We start from the raw sequence: 17,400 nt of genomic DNA, 5'->3' as shown, positions 1-17,400 counted from the left end.
CACTGGATGCATTAGGTCGAGCTTGCCGCTTAACTTTCCAGTGCTCTAAAGAGCTCCACATTCTCGTAATACGCAGAATGCGATTTCACTGCCTCACTCACGTCGTGATTGACCGCAAACGAGGCGTCCAGGCCCTCGAAGCCGATCGCCTTCCTGCCGCCCATCGCTGCAGGATATAGATATCCGAGAACCCTGTCATTCTGGGAGTGGTAGTTGTGAACAGCCCCAGAAAGGGCTTCACCAACAGAATCCCACGTCGTATCTTGACCAATGGCCGCACCTAGAAGATGCACGGCCTCAACGCGCACCTCGTTATCAGTTCCGGCAGCACCCGCAAGTGCAGTAGCGAGGTTTAGCATGACGCGGCCACCCAAGCTATGCCCTACGAGTACCACGGACTCTAGGTTGGAGCGCTGGATAATTGCGGCGAGTGCCAAGGCAGTCTTATTTGCACGGTTAACTGCAACCGTCCAAGGGTTCTTGACCAAGTCCACAACACCTAGCGCCAGACCGGCAGGCGTTGCCTTCTTGGCCAGCTTCTTTCCGGCATGTTGGACCATGCCCTTGAGCACGGCGCCACCAGCAAGACCAGCGCCTGGAGCTAGGAAACCTGCAAGCTCCCGCATTTCCTTGCTGCCCCACGTTACGAGATAAATCGGGGAATCGGGGTACGCGGCTTCAACCGATTTAACTTCGGTACGCCAATCCAGTTTCTTCTCAGTGGTAAAACCACGGGCAATGAGAACAGGCGTGCCGCTCCCCTTGCGGACGCATTGAATATCAAAGGAGTCATCCTCGCCAACATACGAGTTAAGCGCCTTAATTCCGTAGGCGGAGCCGAGCAGTCCACCCGCAGCAGTAACGACCAGGCTTCCGCCGGCCATCCCCAACCCGCCTGATGCCAAGGAGCCGAAGCCGAGCGCTGCTAGGCCAGCATTGTGGGCAGCAGCCCCAGATAACCCAAGTACCGTGGTTCCATATGCGCTGCCTACCATCGGTGCAGCAACCCATCCACCGGCAACTCCGAGCACTAGAACGCCGGCGCCAACAGCGGCAAACTTGGCTGCGCGACCTACATTGGCTGCCTTGAACTCGGGCAGCTCACGCCGCTGGGTGAGGTCATCAATGCGATGCTCGAGGCGCTCAAAGTCTGGAACCTGATGAAGGTGTTCTGCACACACGGCCGGCAAAGCCACCAGGCCCAGGCCAGCAGCGGCGAAGTTATCGCACTGGGGCACGGTACAGCGGGACGTCGCCGAGCCGCAGTTCTCGCACACGTATAGGGATCTATACGTGGATTTCCTGTGGGTGGACTTGGTCAGGCAGCGGGAGCACCAGCCTTCCTCGGTGGCGCTGCTCAGCGTGTCCATGAGCTCAGCCAAAGTCGTAGCTAACTTTGCCGAAGCAATAGCTTGCTCCCTAAGCTCCTGGACCTCTCCCTCGTGGCGCTTGACTGCGCGCTTTACCGCCTTCGCGGCGAAGTCTCTTTGATCTTCTGGGCTAATAAACTCGTTTTTGAAATTGAAGTCTTCCTGAACCGCAGCCACGACAGACGAACGTTGCGCTTCCACATCATTCGACTCCTTCTGTCCCACCGCAGCGAGCCACAGCGCATCAACAATAGCCGGCGACCCAGTAAGTTCAGCGTCGCCCTCTACCTCCGGCGACTGGGTGTCACCACGCTGCACAACGCGCACAACTCGGCCGAGATTAGAACGCAGCTCGCAGGAAAAAGAACCATCATCCTCAGAGTTGAACGAAATTGCAGCGGACTCAATGGAGTTCTTCTTGGCCATGGCGGGCAGCCTTTTAGTAAAGGAAAAGAAAAATATAATTGTTACACTATATAAATGACATATAAGAGTACATATACACCTTAAAGCGCATCCGCAACCTCAACTAACATTTCAAGAAACCCCCAAACCAGCTCTACGAATCCCTGCCATGAATCCACACGCTCGGCGCCTACTACGTCTAACGTTCTAAACCTTGCCATAAAACTTATAGATGCAACATTTATATTCCCTAGCTAAGAATTCGGGCTGGCTTTTCTCCCACAGTCGTAACTTTTACAATTTCCATACAGAGCTCTTTCAAGCTTGCACGAAACCAATCCTCGGCCAATTTAAAACGTGGGAAACGTCCAATGGGAATCTAACAAGAAATCTGAACACTCGACTCAGAAAATAGCAAAACCAACACCCAGTACGAGGAAGCCCAGTACGCGGAAAACTCCCTAAGGAAACACAATTGCAACGAAACTCTACTCCCTATTCAAAAAGCTCTTTTAGAATGCGATGCATTCTTGCGGCACGCGGTTCGAGAGATTTGAGGAAGCTTGACAATCAACTGGCAAATCTCCTTACTCAAGCCGCAGCCCTGCAGCGCCAAGAATCCTGGTACCGTTCCCGCCTAGAAAAGCGTAGAGGCGACCAACAACTTGATGAAGCCGCGATAAGAAAGGGGATTGAAAATACTAGGACCCTTAAGCTTGAGAAGCATAGAGAAATTCAAAACTGCACAGTCCAACTGTCAGACAAAGTCCGACTCAAATTAAATCGCGAGCTCGAGAGTAGTAGCTTTTCTTGGCATCTCACGCTAGGTCCATCAGTGGGGCGGCGTCAGACTTATCAGATTCCTAACGACTTTTACACGCGATTAGTGGCTCAAGAGGTGCTCGCGAATCTAGAGGAAGTCAGAGAGGGGAAGGCACTAGACAGGAAATCGACGATCCGCGCGCTTAAGACTACTTTAGAACGAGTCCCAGACTATTCAATTCTTCGCCTTGACGTCAGCAAATTTTTCGCGTCCATACCACATGAGACACTGGAGGAAATATTATCCCGTGAGACAAATATTGCTTCAACCACACGTGAACTAGTCTCGCTATTATTAAAAGAATTCAGCAAAGTAAGCGCTTTCGAACAGGACGCAAGCGGAGTTCCTCAAGGAGTGAACTTTAGTTCAGCGTTGGCCGAAATATACATGAATGATTTTGACTCGCGATGGTCAGAACATCCGGCAGTGGCATTTTACTGTCGCTATGTTGACGACATTATCCTTGTAGTAGACCCCGACGGGGAGGACGCATCAATAGTCTCGGAAATGATAGAAAAAGAAATTTTAAACGATTTCAGCCGATTAGGCCTTTCTATCAACAGAAGAAAGACCAACAGAATTAACGTCTGCACCAAAGACACAGACGAATCAAAATGGAAATTCAACTATCTTGGGTATTCGTTTCAAATCCGAAAGTCGGAAACCCCGTCCGTAGTCGTTACGCTTACTCAGGAACGGTTGGCACGGATTAAAGAACGCATTCGTCTAAGCTTCAAATCTTGGAAACGAAGCATCCGCAGGGCACAAAAGAATAATAACAGCCAAAAGCGTTTAGCAGCTATTGAATCAAGCAACGCTCTCCTAATCAAGCGTTTACGATTTTTGGCTGGAAATACTAAGGTCCCTAGCTCCCGAGGATCAGTGTCGGTGGGGATATACTTTTCCAATTCGGCAATAACTTCAGCAGAGCAGATAGAAACACTTGATAGCTGCTTCAAAGAGCAACGGGCCGATAATAATCCGCTAATCCAACGTTTTTTCACTAAAAAACAGAAAAGAAGACTTGACGAGATTTCTTTTATTAAAGCTTTTGAACTAAGAAAATTTCAACTTCTGGACCCAAAGGAAGTGCAAGAAATTTCTAAATGCTGGAAGGAAAAGGTTAAGTGATTAACGAAAGACACGATGGCGGGAAGCGCCAATCAAGAATCAAAAACAATCCTCTGCGAGCAATAATCGGTGACGTTCTTCCTTATGAAGTACCACTGGCTTTTTCCTCGGCTGGCCTTTTCCGTTTTCTTAACCATATTAAGTTTGAATGGATCGAAAATATAATCGTCGTAAAAAGGCTAAGCGACGGTGAAAAAGTTCTACTAGAGCAGATCTTCGGGCGGGCAGGAAGCCTCCATGAAGTCGATAAAGACAAAGCCGTACAAGCGACAGGTAGACAGCAACCGGGAGATAAACAATTCTTTTCAAAAAAGAAACACAAAATAACTTCTAGACCATTCAATTTCCGTGTAGAAACTGAAACAGGTAAACCAAGAGTACTTTCAGTAATTCATCCGGCATCGATGATCAGGATGGCTACGTTTATCGACGATTACGCCGACTCAATCCTTTACTATTCCCAGCGCAGTAGATTTTCCTTGCGTGCACCTAGCCAGAGAACCCAATCAGTTGTAATAAAGGACTCGGCGTTTAAAAGCCGGGAAGAGAAAGATAAATGGTCTGTCGAGCAATTCAATCTTGAATCAAGCCATTTCCCCTCATACTTCACCTACAAGAAGGTCAATAATATCAGTAGATTTATTGGTTCTGAGGAATACATAGACCTAAGCAAGCGTTACAACGTATTGGCTAGAACCGATATCACTAGGTGTTTCGACAGCATTTATACCCACTCCATGTCTTGGGTCGTCAATGGGCGAGTCAAAAGTAAAGAAAATGCTACCGATTTACGAGATAAACGCAATTTCGGGAATGAATTCGACCAACTGATGCAGTCGGCAAACGACAAAGAGACTAACGGCATAGTGATCGGGCCTGAGATCTCAAGAATTTTTGCAGAAATAATTTTGCAGTGCACAGATGTCGGACTTCTCAGCGCTCTAAGAGAAAGCGAGAACGAGGCAGAATACGGAAAGGATTTTGAAGTCAGAAGGTATGTTGATGACTATTACATCTTCGCTCGTAACGAATCCATTGCACAAACGATATTGGACCAACTACAAGAACTGATTCATGAATTCAACCTGGACCTAAATTTTGATAAGACGGAAGTAGTTCCTCTGCCCTGGATTTCAGCACTATCTAAAGCGAAGCTAGAAGTGAATGCGGCCATTTCCCGACGGGCCAAGATGGTGCTACCGAAGGAAGGCCAGGACAAGGCCCAAGTCTATCTTCAGGATAGGACGCTCCTGCTAGAGCTACAGGAGATTCTTGGTCAGAAAGAAATCGCCAAGGGCCAGCTGACCAATTTTGTTCTATCCGCGTTACTTCGGGTGGCGTTGCAGGCTATCGATTCCGTTCTACGGCATTTAAAAGAACAGCAAAGTGATGATTCAGACAGTCAACAACGATCCCTCTTAGCTTCGCTTTGCGAGATGATAAAGCGACTGCTAGACGTAGGTTTTTATTTTTATTCTAGTAGTCCCAGTGTATCTGGAAGCCTAAAAATCGCTGAGCTAGCCGTAACTTTTCAACAATTGCTCAAAGATGAGCGGATAGACTATCTGCAACGGCGTGAGTACCAGCAATTCTTGCGAAAAGAATTCATACAACTCTTGACGCTACCCAACTCGGAACACGCTCTCAGAGTAGATGAGCTTAATTTGATTGATTGCTTAAGCCACATGAAGGTGGGGCCCAGCGACCTAGAGTTGTCGGCAATATTTGACTCTCGACGGACCAAAATTGAACAACTTGATTCATTCGGTGTACTGGTTTTGCTTCGTGCGCTATACAGAAGAGATTCCGAAGATCAAGGCCAAAACAGTTTCTTTGAAAGTCTCTGTCACAAGGCAAAGCAACTAATCGCTTCTGCCAATAACCGTACCGTTCTGGATGCACAAGCGACTCTATTGAAGCTCAGCCTACTTTTTCACCCCGAAATGGACCCACATAGGATTCAAGATATCACAGGAATTAAGGTTGATGATATCCGGGCCGTCAGGAACCTTAGTGAAGTTAACAAAGCTCGGTTCTCTCCGTTCATGTGGAATGTAGACGAATTTTACATCGAACGATTGATAAACAAGTCGTCCCAGATGGTATACTAGCTGAGCGCTCCGAGACATAAGTGCTCCTCCGTCAGAAAGTTGGCCGTGCGTACGCTAGGCCATGCTTCAATCAGCCACGGAGAGCATACGCTACACACAGGCGACGGTGGACCAGTCTCGGGGAATCCACCACTCCTTTCCATTGACCTGCAGCTTTTCGGGCTACACTCTTAAAGAATTTCCTCCATTAAAGAATGGTGACTAAAGGGGGTTGTCCCAACACGCTAACAAAGTCTAGCGTGCTAAAGTCCCCGCGTCTTTACAAAAGTCCTCCTGAGCAGGGGCGGGCGAGATAGAAGCAACCTGAGATGTTTCAGGTTTTGTTCCGTATGAGTAAATGGAAAAGTTGAAGAATTCCGAAGAAATTTGACCTGGATACCAAGGATCGAGTGGTTTGCCTTGTTGAGGATCTCATCTTGGCGGAGAGCATGTCCATTCAGGAAGCGTGCAAGATTGTGGCACGGAAAATGGATGTCTCGCGGTATATTGCTCGGCAATGGGCGCAGGTGGCTCGTTGCGAAGGTCAAGTCCTGGGTAGTGGTGTATCTGTTTTCGAATCTGGGGTTAGTTTCATGGCGGTGGTTTAGGGGCCATCTCGGGGATAAGGGGTGAGGGTATTCACGCGGCGATCTCCTGGTTGTTGTTGCGGTCCTCGTCGATGACCCCAGCGGCGATGATCTCTTTGGTCTGTGCCAGGCTGGTCAGTGACATATAACGCTTCTGTTGGATCCAGTCATCGTGCTGTTCGGCCAAAACCGCCCCAACAAGGCGCACAACAGCGTCTCGGTTTGGGAAGATTCCTACGACATCGGTACGCCAGCGGATCTCCCTATTGAGCCGTTCAGTGGGGTTATTCGACCAGATTTTGGTCCACACCGCTCTCGGCACAGCGGTAAACGCCAACAGCTCGTCGAGACACTCCTCGAGGTAGGCGGCAACGTGAGGGAATTTCTGCTGGCAGAACTCAATAACCTCACGAGCTTGGGCCCACACACTAGCGGCATCGGGTTGCTGAAAGATTGTGTGAAACATCGCTGACAGAGTCGGCCATTGGGTTTTGGGAACCTGGGCCGAGAGGTTCTTCGCGAAGTGCGTTCAACACCGCTGCCAACTAGCCTGCGGCAGGCAGTCACCCACGGCTGCTTGAATACCAAGATGGGCATCACTAGTAACGAGGAATACCCCGGTCAGGCCACGGGCGATGAGGTCCCGAAAGAACCCGGTCCACGACGCGGTAGATTCCGCGGTGGCAACCTGCATGCCCAAAAGCTCTCGGTAGCCGTCAGCGTTGACACCTGTGGCCAGCAACACGCTGGTCTTTACGACACGTCCTCCTTCCCGCACCTTCATTGTCAGCGCGTCGCAGGAGACAAAGTGGTAGGGGCCTTGGTCAAGCCGGCGGGTGCGGAAGTCATCGACCATGTCATCGAGTTCTTTGGCCATCTGGCTGACCTGAGACTTCGACAAGTTGTTGATCCCAAGGGTGGCCACCAGGTCGTTCATCCTGCGAGTGGAGACTCCTTTCAGGTAACAGGTGGCGATGACTGTGCTCAGGGCACGCTCGGTGCGGCTGCGGCGCTCTAGCAGCCAGTCAGGGAAAAATGCGCCGGTGCGTAGCTTCGGGATTGCCACATCAATGCTGCCGACTCGGGTATCAAGTTGGCGATGACGGTAGCCATTACGTGTGTTGGTGCGCTAGGCTGACACGGTGGCATAATCAGCCCCGCAGACGGTGTCTGCTTGGGCGGAAAGAATCTGGTTGATGAAGTCAGTGAGCATTTGGCGCATCAAATCTGGGGACGCTTGAGTCAGTAGCTCTTCGAGATACGCGGTCGGATCGATATGATGAGGGTCAGCGGCCATCGCAGGGTACTTCCTTTCGAGGATAGGTAAGAGTTGATTCGAAAGGTACCCGCGATGGTCGCCTTCATGCACACCGGCACAAGACTTACCGCGGGCTACAGATACACCACGTTAGGGGACGCAACCCATTAAAGCCCCATCCAAAGGAGAACTGGGCTCGCCAACATCTGAATACTCAAACCCGTTGTCTGCCACGACTACTGCTCTAGCGGCCCTAATCTGCGGATCCATCTCCGTGCTGATGTGCATCACCAAAGCAGAGTTTGGCCCCAAACGCCTCATACCATCTTCAGTCGCTTTGCTACGGGACTGTAGTAACTCCAGCGCGATGGCCAAGATTTTCAACGGGCTCCAACACAGGAAAATAGCCAGCCCTATTCTCCCCCTCCCCTCCTAGTTTCCCTACGCTCGCGCCTTCGAGCACGTTTCGCTTTGCGAATGTCGACGACCCAACGCGGAACAAAAGGCCACGGAAGAGGGATCCCAAAACCACCCGTCATCCCGACAGCTCCAATAAAGACAGCTATCAAGAACACAACCCGCAGCACTGAGTCGACAAACTCAGGAGGGTTCATGCTTTCAACCAACCCTAGGACACCGCCAGCACCCAGCATTAGCGAGCCGTAAGGATAATAGAAGAGGACGCCATCACTTTCTTTACCTTCCCAGGCACTTTCGTCGTACCACTCTTCCGATCTGGGATGCCGTCGCACCTCCAGGATGTAGTAGGTCCAGAAGAGCACCATGACCAGCACCAACCCGATATAAAAGAGCAAATCGGAAGTATCCGCGTCCATAGAATATGGCCTCCTGTGGCTGCTGGTAGCGGTATGTAATAAGACGCTACCAGCGCCCGCCGAGTAAGGCATGACACTAAACAAAATACGTATGCAGAAAGCACACCAGCCACGGAGAAACTTATAGGCCCAAACATTTGTCGCGCCTGTAGTCCTGCGCCCTTAAGGCCTTTAGCGTGCCCGACTCCCGCAGCATCCGCGCCGCGCAGACGCCCCCGCCTTCGCTCTGCCCACCATCGAGTCCTCTGCCACAGCCTCGCTTGCCGACGCCCCTTTCCCCCGCTCACACTGCCCCAGTACTTTTGAACCGCAGTCCGCGCCCCACTCGCCCGCGCAGTGGTACACGATGTGGCCTGCCTGCCGCACGTCGCTTTGCGCTGCTTCCCACATCACCACCCTCATCCGCACCGGCGCACCGCCCTTCCATGAGGCTGCCGTCCTGCGCCCGGAGAGATTCTGGTCCGTAGAGAAGACCAACGCCGGCTAATCGAAACTCCGCAGCCGCAGCCAAGCATTGGCTGCGGGTGCGGGAGCTCGTTAGAGCCGGGCATAGAGGAGCGGGTGCTTAGCGACGCCCCCTTACGTTGTTGGCAGTTCCGCTTTGGAGCTCTATCGTTTGTTCACACACTTCCGCCTACTGGGCAGTGGAACTCAACGCAAGCCTCATTACGACTTCCCTCCGCGTCTGAGAATGATCTCGACCAAACTAGTCGCTACGAAATCTACTTACCCACTACTTCCAAGCTTTCACTTCAGCTAAACTGGCCGATACAACATAGCTAACCCCGACGTGTTTACTTTCAGGCGGCTAGGCCCATACTAGACTGATACTCAGTACTCCCAATCTTAGAACACTGAAAAGTTTAGGAAATGCCAAACACTATCGAGTTCAGTCAATTAGACGTTTCAAATCACCGCGTCTCCCTTCTCGCTAAATGTGGAGGCCAAGAGCACGAACTGTGGTACGAATTCGACCGCGAAGTGCGCCCCAGCACAAACGCCATCGCGGTGGCTTTGAGTACACTCTGCGGCACAAAATTTGACTCAATCTTCTTCGACTTTCCTATTGCCGAAGAAACTTCAGTGTTACTACAAAAGTTTACTAAAGCACCTGTTAGTAGCTCATCAACTTGTTCACCCATCACCCCTCGTGGAGGTGGGCGCATTCTAAGCTTCTCTGGAGGCTTCGACTCATTTGCCGCACTCCGACTACTTGGGAACGAAGCCCACCTTGTATCACTTGATTTTGGTGGATGGTTTGAACGTGAGGCCCAGTTCTTCAACAACTTCGATCCGCTCGTTATCAAAACGAATATTCGACGAACCCCCACCCAGAAGAGTTCATTGGCTACAAACCATTGGACGTTTATGGCCACAGGCGCGATCCTGACTGCAGAGTACTTCGGGGCCACACAGCATTCGTTCGGCTCAATCCTAGGTGAAACTTTTTCACGACCAGTTAAATCTCCTAAGCGGGTCGCGCCACTCGAATTTATGGGCCTAACGGAATTACCTGTCACTAATGGAATCACGGAGCTCGGCACTGCGAAGCTTCTTCTTCAAAGTGATCCGCAGCTCGTCACCGATTCGATCCAATCGCTGGCCGGTAAGACAGATCGCAAGAGGTTTTTAAAGACCGCAATAGCCACTGTCCTGGCGCCAGAGTTTTGCGAAGGCCTAAGCCTTCCAGAGCTGCCTAATGATTGGCCCAAACCAATTAGCGTTACTGACTCATACACCACCACTATGAGCCTCTTGTACTTCATCTCAGTTGGGAAATTAGAACTGATTTCGCCCCTATTTCAGGAAGTTCCAGATAGTCTAATATCCTTCGCTTCTGAAACCGATATGGGGTTCATGTTAAAAGCTAATACTGACCACTACCAGTTTTTGCAAAGAAACGATGCAGGAAAACTTCTGGCACGTTTAGAAAATTATGGCTTCTCCCCTTATACAGAGTTTGATTGGGAAAACGCTAAGGCGACTCGTAAGTTCTTAAACCACCTCTTTGATAAGTAGACACAACCTCGTCATCCAGGCTTCGAACCTGTAAGCGCTAACGAAGAAGTGAGTTTCGAACGAATAGGTCGCTTCGAAAACAAAAGCAAGAAATTCTCGAGAAGTACGTTCCTTCCCGCCAGATAAACCTGTTGTCAGCTAACCGGTGTAGTAACCCAAGACGGGAATATTCCCTGAGATTCGTTATCTATACTCTTGCTGGTACTTTTCCATAATTGCTTCCAGATCGCGGAACAGCGCCCGACCGTACTTAGGGTGGCGTAATCCAAACTCCACGCTGGCGGGAATGAAGCCGGCTGGGTTTCCTAGGTCGTGGCGGATGCCATCGTGGACCACGACGTGGACGGGGTGGCCTTCGGAGATGAGCAGATCGATGGCGTCGGTAAGCTGCAGCTCCCCGCCCTTGCCGGGTTTGATGCGGCGGAGGGCGTCGAAAATCGCGCCGTCCAACAGGTAGCGGCCTGTGGCCACTAAGTTCGACGGCGCATCCTCAACCGCGGGCTTTTCCACCATGCCTACGACCTTCTTCACGCGGGCGTCGCCAGTAGCCTCAATATCGAATACTCCATAGCTTGAGACGTGTGCGGGATCGACCTCCACCGCCAGCAACACGGAACCGCCTTGCTCCTGGCGTACCCGAATCATCTCGCTCATGGCTACAGTCGGCTCAATGACGTCGTCCGGAAGCATGACGGCAAAATAGTCTTCATCGTCATCCAATACGGACTCGGCCAGCCCCACCGCGTGCCCCAATCCCAAGGGCTTGTCCTGGGTTACGGCAACTGGATGAATGATCTCCGCGGCACGCTCAACCTTTGCCGCCTGCTCATCCTTGCCACGAGCACGGAGAATCTCTACAAGGTCCGGGAACTCATCAAAGTGGCGCAGAACTTCATCTTTGCTTGGCGACGTCACAATAGCCAGCCTCGCTGCCCCCGCCGCCGCAGCTTCCTCCGCGATCATTTCAATACCTGGAGTGTCCACAACTGGGAGCAATTCCTTGGGGACAGTCTTGGTCGCGGGCAAGAAACGAGTACCCATACCAGCGGCGGGGACTACGACGGTGCGGACAGATTGAGAGTTAGCCATGAGGCAATCGTATTATATTGTGCACTCTGACCATGGTTACACCCTCCAGATTTCCGGCAAGCAAATTTCTGACTCGCGCCGACAATAGGGCTGGCTTCGCCCACGCTTAATGAGACTCCAAACGGTTCTTTGCCTCTGTATGCTAGACGCGCTGTGACCACGCATTAGTTAGAACGATGAACACTAGAGCTTCGAATTCATCGGCAGTACACATTTGATTGAGTCTCAAATAATGGGACGATGATGGACCAAGCTTTTATTAAAGCCTATCTCAGGTCCCGACCTTGTCTCGCCTGTCGCACCTATGCCCAGTATCATTAAAGATCTTGGTCTAGACCAGTAAAGGACTCTCTCTATGAAGAAAATATTTTCCATTCCTTTCGACGCCACTAGTTGTTCCATAGCTCTTCGGACCGACAAGGACTTACGCTGGGCTTTTTATGCCTTCAAAATCGATTTCCCAAAGATTGAAAACCCTGAATCTTTGGCAGAATCGACTGGACTCAAATGGAGCCCCGGCCTCAACTCCCTCTACCGATATTCCAGTAGCTCTCAGGGAGGCGAAACCACGTACAACTCCCCCTTCAAACTGCCCCAAGGCTGTGACGAAGTAATCATCGAGCCCGTCCAGTGGAAGGATCGGGCTAACCCAATTCCCACCCCACCATTCGAACTAGTTGTCACGGCCAATTGGCCTGGGGCAAATGTAGTTACTATTTTTGGAGAGCAGCTTAATGACTGACATTTCTGTAGTAATTGGATTCCGCGATTGGGGCGCACTCCGGCTTGAGCTAGCACTGGAGTCTATCCGTCAATCTTTTGGCCAGTTCGATGGTGAGGTAATTCTTTCTGACTTTGGCTCTACCGACCATGAAGCAAACCGCAGGCTGGCACAGCGACTGGGCGTGAAATACGTATTTACGCCGGACCAAGGTTACTGGTCTCGTTCCGAAGCTCTTAATGCAGGATTCGTGCACGCGGACGGCGAAATCCTGGTATCTACCGATGCAGACATGGTTTTCACGCCTAAGGCATTTGAGCGCATTGCCGCCGTAGCTAAACAGGATGGACAATCTGCTTACTTCTTGCAGTGCCGAGACCTTCCCGAGGGAATGGACGATTCATGGGTAGCTGAGCACCCCAATAGCTGGAAGGAAATGGAACGAGCTTCTCGGCTACGTCCACGCTGGGGAATGGGCGGAATGATGGCCATTCCTCGAGAAGGCTTCGACCTCATTCGTGGGTTCGATGAACGCCTTCACACCTACGGCGGTGAGGATCTCGATTTCGCGCAACGCGCCCGTCGAGCTGGATACAGGACGGTCTGGATAGATGACCCCGAGGTGCGCATGTACCACATGTGGCACCCCAAGACGATCAACACCGTTAACCAAACCGACGAAGGAAGAGAAGCCGTACGCTTCAACAGGTCCGTCGTCCACCACGATAAGTCGTTCGTACGAAATACCAATCAGTGGAAACATCGCCGTGGCGACGAGAACCCGGCGGTATCGGTGGCCATTTCCACATACAACCGCGCAGATTTCCTGAGAGAAACGATTCTCTCGGTACTTAACCAAACGATGCAAGATTTCGAAATCGTAATCGTCGACGATGGCGGCTCTGACCACACGAAGCAGGTCGTAGACGAATTTAACGACTCCCGGATTAAGTACTATTGGCAAGAGAATCAAGGCATTTCGGCTGCACGAAACCTTGCAGCCGAGAAAAGCACTGGCTTCTACACTGCCGTCATCGATGATGATGATCTCATGCACCCTCACCGGCTCCAATGGCAGCTCGAGGGAATCGAGGCCGGCGCCGTTGGAAACGTTGGCAGTTTCATCAACTTTGAGCACGACGACGGAACCATGCAACTCTTCGTGGGTAAGAATCCTACCGCGGAGCGTTCCATTCCTACCGGTTCTGCACCGGGTCATGGTACTTGGATGCTGCAAACAGATGTCATTCGAAAGCTAAAATATGACACTTCTCTTTCCAGCGGCGTAGACAACAATTTCTTCCTTCGCCTGCTCCGCTCTGGCTACAAAGTAACCCACACAGGCAAGCCCCTCACGCTTCGCCGTATGCATTCAAGCCAGGTAACTAATACCGACGTAGGCAATCAAACGCGTGCGGCCGCAGAAACCCTCAACTTCTTGCGCTGGCGATATGACGGAGCACAGCGCAAAATCGCTGAAGAACGGGCCAATGCCACACCACAGTGGCCAAAGATTGGTGACAAAAAGGAGATGATGGAGGAAGCACGCCGCTACCTCCCCGATCACCTCAGCACCAAGAATTTAATCGTCACCTCGCCCCTACCCCAAGCGGAATGGACCGGCCAAGTTACTGCCACGAAGGTCCATCTACTAAAACACGGGGAAGACGAAGCCGAGGAAGTCATCACCGACGTTTCAATCATTCTCACCGCTAGCTACGAAGATATGGTTAAGCTGCGCCAAAGTGGGGCCGAATTCAGCGTTGCCCTGGCGGACGGAGATGCACCTAGTGATCCGTTAAATGTACTAGCAAACGGCATCATTCCTTCCCTGAATGCCAGCGAGCCCGATGCAGTATTTGCACTTTTCATCCGGCTCGCACCGGAAGGCAAGTTTGACGTGTTCGTAGGCGACCATGGCTTGATCGCCGACAAGTTCAACACTCTAGAGAACAAAGCCAACGCGTTTGTAGTAGGACCGAAGCACTTCGAGGCAGATAATGAAGTTTAAACGAATTCAGGAACCAGGAAACCGAACTGGCTACGAAGCCGTTCTCTCGGAATACGACTCTATTCCCCCGAGCAACAAGGTCATCATTGATGAACTGCCGGAAAAGATTGACCCGAACCGCGAGGCCATTGCGCTATATCTCATCTTTGGAAAGTGGGTAGGTTCTGATTTCGCAGTCCCGCAGTGGATGTCCCCTCATACCGGTGAAACCATTGCGCGGGCAGCATCACCTATCACTGTTCACCCAACGCCTTTTGAGTACTACCCAAAGGGCCTTCCTATAGGCAACCGAGACCTCTTATGCACCGACTCAGTCGAGGTTAGCAACGAGCAAAGTACGGTTTCAGTCCTTCCCGCTCACTCTTGGTCTGGCGCAGTGAGAGGTTTCGATTCGCTCATGGTTTCTTCTAACGCCTTTGTGTTTCAGGAAACCCCCGAAGACGTAGCCCCGCTAGTAGGAATCGCCGTTCTTTTCGCTGAGGATCTGAACGCCGATTCTGTGTGTGTCCGAGCTAATCTTGCCGAAAGTGAAGAGAACCGAATAGCCGAGCTTCTTTCAAGCGTCCGCTTGGGTTTTAAGGCTACACAGGGCTAACCGCACAGAAATAAGGGCTCTCGCAAGTTCTAGCGAGAGCCCTTAACTCTATTCAGCGCCGAGGCCACGGAAATAATCAAGGGTTTCCTCGATTCCCCGCCCAAGGTCATACTCCGGCTGCCAGCCCAAACACCTTATTGCTTTTGAAGAATCTAGCGAAGAACGAGGAACATCGCCCAATCGAGCCGGGGCAAACTCCGGGTCATCGGCCACACCCGCCGCCTTCGCTACTGCTGTGTGTAGTTCCCTATCGCTAGTCTCCACTCCCGTACCGATATTGAAACGCCCGAAGTCACCGGGTGTGGTAGCCGCCAAATAGAAAGCTCGAGCAACATCTTTGACGTACACGTAGTCACGAGTATTGGAGCCCGAACCAAATACCTTGGTGGGTTTACCGCTCAGAAGCCGCTGGCTGAAAATCGCAACGACCCCGGCTTCACCATGGGGGTTCTGGCGTGGACCATAAACGTTAGCCGGCGCTACGAAACTTACGCTGATGCCATACAACCGGTGGAACATCTCCAGATATAGTTCGCCGGCAGCTTTGCTGGCAGCGTAGGGGGACTCGGGAGCGAGCGGATTATCCTCGCTTACAGGAAAACTTTCGGGCCTGCCATAAATCGATCCCCCGGAGCTGGTGTGAACGATTTTCTGTACACCACTGCGGCGGGCCGCATCTGCCAGTTTGATCGTTGCAATAATGTTCGACTCAGCGTCTTCAACTGGGTCTGCCACCGAATGCCGCACATCAATCTGGGCCGCAAGGTGGAACACAACATCAGTGGGATGCTCTTGGAAGAAGGTACCGAAATCAAAATTCTTTATATCGCCTTCAATGATTTCAACTGTTCCGGATTTCATGGCGGATTCTAGATTGACTTTCCGACCCGATGAAAAATTGTCCAACACAGACACAGAGTGTCCCTCAGAAACAAGTAGATCCACCAAGTGAGAACCGATAAACCCGGCTCCTCCGGTAACTAGAGCGCGCATGTCCTTAACAATAGCACCGCTTCAAAATTCCCTGCCAATTAACTGTGACCACAAAGAGGACCAGGGATTACTCCCCCTTCTCCTTCACCCATCCTCGTCTGCCATAAGCGTGAAGGACCACATGCTATAAGCCAAATGCTCTCAGGGCTCTACCGACCAAGCATAGAAGCCCCGCCACATCAGAGACAGCATCTTATGAAAGCTCAAGGAACTGCCTCCACTCACGCCGCACGTGTTGCGGAGATTTTCAGGCTCATCGATGGGGCGAATTAGTGAGTAGGCCTTAGTGAGTTAGTCGGTGCAAAAGCGAGAACCTTAAATGTACTATGACTACGTGAGCAATGATCCTAGAAACCTAATTGCTTTGGTAAATGACGAAATTTTGAAACCAAAGCTGCCAATCAATACTTATGACCGGATTAAGTCCCGCACAAAACTTATGCTGGGCGAAGCGAGGTCCCGCGGCTGGGAGACCCAAAAAGTCAAAGACGGCACATGGATATTTTTGAATAACGGTAAAACGGTGGGAGGAACCGTTTACCACGGCCCTTCTACCCAGAGCATGTTCGCTAGAAGGGTTTCCAACGACAAACAGGCCACAAAATTGACCCTTCAAGCCAATAACGTGCCGACGCCTAACGGCCAGAAGTTCAATTCAGCCACTAAGGCTGAGGCCCTCGAATATTTTAAGGCGCAAGATCGCCCTGTCGTGGTTAAACCGAATGGCGGTACCCGAGGGCGAGGCGTGTCTCTCAATATCAAAGATACCGAGTCGTTTGAAAAAGCTTGGACTAAAGCAGCTGACAGCGGCTACGGCGATGAAATTGTAATCGAAGAATACTTCGCTGGTTTCGACATTCGCGTCTTAGTCATCGGTGGCCGTGTACGCGTTGCTTGCTCTAGGCTAAACGCATTTGTAGTAGGTGACGGGAAGCATACGGTTCAAGAACTGGTGGATCTCGAGCTCCAACGCCGACAGGCCGATGCTTACCTAAAATCTACGGAGATCAACATAGATGAAGATTGGCTAGCCGAAAGCCCTTGGACACTCGAGCAAGTGCCCGAGCACGGCGAAGTAGTCGTTCTAAATCCAATATCCTCCGTAGGTGGAGGCGGCTTCACGCTTAATGTCATCGATAAAATTTCTCGTCAACACATCGCGGTTGCGGAGCGCGCTGCTCGGGCTTTCCCAGGAACGGGAACAGTGGGAGTAGACATTTTCACCTCTTCCCTACAGCCTGACGCCGACATCACAGTTCTAGAAATCAATACGCAGCCTTTCTTCGACATTCACCACTATGTAAGCTACGGAGAGCCTGTTAATGCGGCTAGCTACATTGTCGACCAGATCGAGCGAACACAGCTGCTCTACTCTTAGGCACTAGTTAAGACTCTAGGCTTTGCTGGGTCGGCGTAACACCGCTGAACCTCTGCACTGCCTCGGGCTTAATAGTGAGAACCAAGGCGAACTA

At 51.3% G+C, this 17,400-nt stretch carries 11 protein-coding genes and 1 pseudogene; 7 read left to right on the top strand and 5 right to left on the bottom strand.

Features of this window, described 5'->3' with window-relative positions; translation table 11 throughout:
• Positions 1-29 precede the first annotated feature (29 nt).
• Entirely contained in the window at positions 30-1,796 is a 1,767-nt protein-coding gene (locus QP884_RS00130; protein ID WP_284820055.1) for a DUF726 domain-containing protein, read from the bottom strand.
• Positions 1,797-2,250: 454 nt separating this feature from the next.
• On the opposite strand from QP884_RS00130, the gene drt3a reads away from it, so the two are divergent.
• Both drt3a and drt3b read left to right on the top strand, forming a co-directional pair.
• A complete protein-coding gene (drt3a, locus tag QP884_RS00125) occupies positions 2,251-3,729 on the top strand; it encodes an antiviral reverse transcriptase Drt3a (RefSeq protein WP_284820054.1) in 1,479 nt (492 codons plus the stop codon).
• The gene (gene drt3b, locus QP884_RS00120) at positions 3,726-5,840 is read left to right on the top strand and encodes an antiviral reverse transcriptase Drt3b (protein ID WP_284820052.1); all 2,115 of its coding nucleotides are present in this window, start codon (positions 3,726-3,728) and stop codon (positions 5,838-5,840) included. The genes drt3a and drt3b overlap by 4 nt, the downstream gene beginning before the upstream one ends.
• Positions 5,841-6,458: 618 nt before the next feature.
• Here the strand turns inward: drt3b and QP884_RS00115 are convergent.
• Together QP884_RS00115 and QP884_RS00110 are read right to left on the bottom strand one after the other, a co-directional pair.
• Positions 6,459-7,703 (bottom strand): annotated as a pseudogene (locus tag QP884_RS00115) (IS256 family transposase).
• Between the two features lie 374 nt (positions 7,704-8,077).
• On the bottom strand, positions 8,078-8,500 hold the full coding sequence (locus QP884_RS00110) for a hypothetical protein (RefSeq protein ID WP_284820051.1): 423 nt from the start codon (positions 8,498-8,500) through the stop codon (positions 8,078-8,080).
• A gap of 346 nt (positions 8,501-8,846) precedes the next feature.
• Here QP884_RS00110 and QP884_RS00105 point away from each other — a divergent pair, with 346 nt between their 5' ends.
• Together QP884_RS00105 and QP884_RS00100 are read left to right on the top strand one after the other, a co-directional pair.
• On the top strand, positions 8,847-8,987 hold the full coding sequence (locus QP884_RS00105) for a hypothetical protein (RefSeq protein ID WP_284820050.1): 141 nt from the start codon (positions 8,847-8,849) through the stop codon (positions 8,985-8,987).
• A gap of 383 nt (positions 8,988-9,370) precedes the next feature.
• Positions 9,371-10,519: a hypothetical protein gene (locus QP884_RS00100; RefSeq protein WP_284820048.1), complete on the top strand. Its 1,149-nt coding sequence runs from the start codon at positions 9,371-9,373 to the stop codon at positions 10,517-10,519.
• Between the two features lie 183 nt (positions 10,520-10,702).
• Here the strand turns inward: QP884_RS00100 and QP884_RS00095 are convergent, their stop codons facing one another.
• A complete protein-coding gene (locus QP884_RS00095; RefSeq protein WP_284820046.1) occupies positions 10,703-11,608 on the bottom strand; it encodes a UTP--glucose-1-phosphate uridylyltransferase in 906 nt (301 codons plus the stop codon).
• Positions 11,609-12,342: 734 nt separating this feature from the next.
• On the opposite strand from QP884_RS00095, the gene QP884_RS00090 reads away from it, so the two are divergent.
• Together QP884_RS00090 and QP884_RS00085 are read left to right on the top strand one after the other, a co-directional pair.
• Entirely contained in the window at positions 12,343-14,340 is a 1,998-nt protein-coding gene (locus tag QP884_RS00090; RefSeq protein WP_239278650.1) for a glycosyltransferase family 2 protein, read from the top strand.
• Positions 14,330-14,935 (top strand): hypothetical protein, encoded by a 606-nt coding sequence (locus QP884_RS00085; RefSeq protein WP_284820043.1) that lies wholly within the window; start codon positions 14,330-14,332, stop codon positions 14,933-14,935. Before QP884_RS00090 ends, QP884_RS00085 begins: the two co-directional genes overlap by 11 nt.
• A gap of 48 nt (positions 14,936-14,983) precedes the next feature.
• Here QP884_RS00085 and QP884_RS00080 read toward each other — a convergent pair whose 3' ends face one another.
• Entirely contained in the window at positions 14,984-15,928 is a 945-nt protein-coding gene (locus QP884_RS00080) for an NAD-dependent epimerase/dehydratase family protein (protein ID WP_284820041.1), read from the bottom strand.
• Positions 15,929-16,262: 334 nt separating this feature from the next.
• Here QP884_RS00080 and QP884_RS00075 point away from each other — a divergent pair, with 334 nt between their 5' ends.
• The gene (locus tag QP884_RS00075; protein WP_284820039.1) at positions 16,263-17,306 is read left to right on the top strand and encodes an ATP-grasp domain-containing protein; all 1,044 of its coding nucleotides are present in this window, start codon (positions 16,263-16,265) and stop codon (positions 17,304-17,306) included.
• Positions 17,307-17,400 lie beyond the last annotated feature (94 nt).

The organism is Corynebacterium tuberculostearicum, from assembly GCF_030229345.1.
Classification (GTDB): Bacteria; Actinomycetota; Actinomycetes; order Mycobacteriales; family Mycobacteriaceae; genus Corynebacterium; species Corynebacterium tuberculostearicum_G.
This window is presented reverse-complemented; position numbering and strand designations above follow the sequence as displayed.

What these genes read in the sequence shown, in the direction of transcription:
- QP884_RS00130 (WP_284820055.1), bottom strand. Translation starts at nt 1,796, where the DNA reads ATGGCCAAGAAGAACTCCATTGAGTCCGCTGCAATTTCGTTCAACTCT.
- QP884_RS00110 (WP_284820051.1), bottom strand. Translation starts at nt 8,500, where the DNA reads ATGGACGCGGATACTTCCGATTTGCTCTTTTATATCGGGTTGGTGCTG.
- QP884_RS00105 (WP_284820050.1), top strand. Translation starts at nt 8,847, where the DNA reads ATGTGGCCTGCCTGCCGCACGTCGCTTTGCGCTGCTTCCCACATCACC.
- QP884_RS00100 (WP_284820048.1), top strand. Translation starts at nt 9,371, where the DNA reads ATGCCAAACACTATCGAGTTCAGTCAATTAGACGTTTCAAATCACCGC.
- QP884_RS00095 (WP_284820046.1), bottom strand. Translation starts at nt 11,608, where the DNA reads ATGGCTAACTCTCAATCTGTCCGCACCGTCGTAGTCCCCGCCGCTGGT.
- QP884_RS00090 (WP_239278650.1), top strand. Translation starts at nt 12,343, where the DNA reads ATGACTGACATTTCTGTAGTAATTGGATTCCGCGATTGGGGCGCACTC.
- QP884_RS00085 (WP_284820043.1), top strand. Translation starts at nt 14,330, where the DNA reads ATGAAGTTTAAACGAATTCAGGAACCAGGAAACCGAACTGGCTACGAA.
- QP884_RS00080 (WP_284820041.1), bottom strand. Translation starts at nt 15,928, where the DNA reads ATGCGCGCTCTAGTTACCGGAGGAGCCGGGTTTATCGGTTCTCACTTG.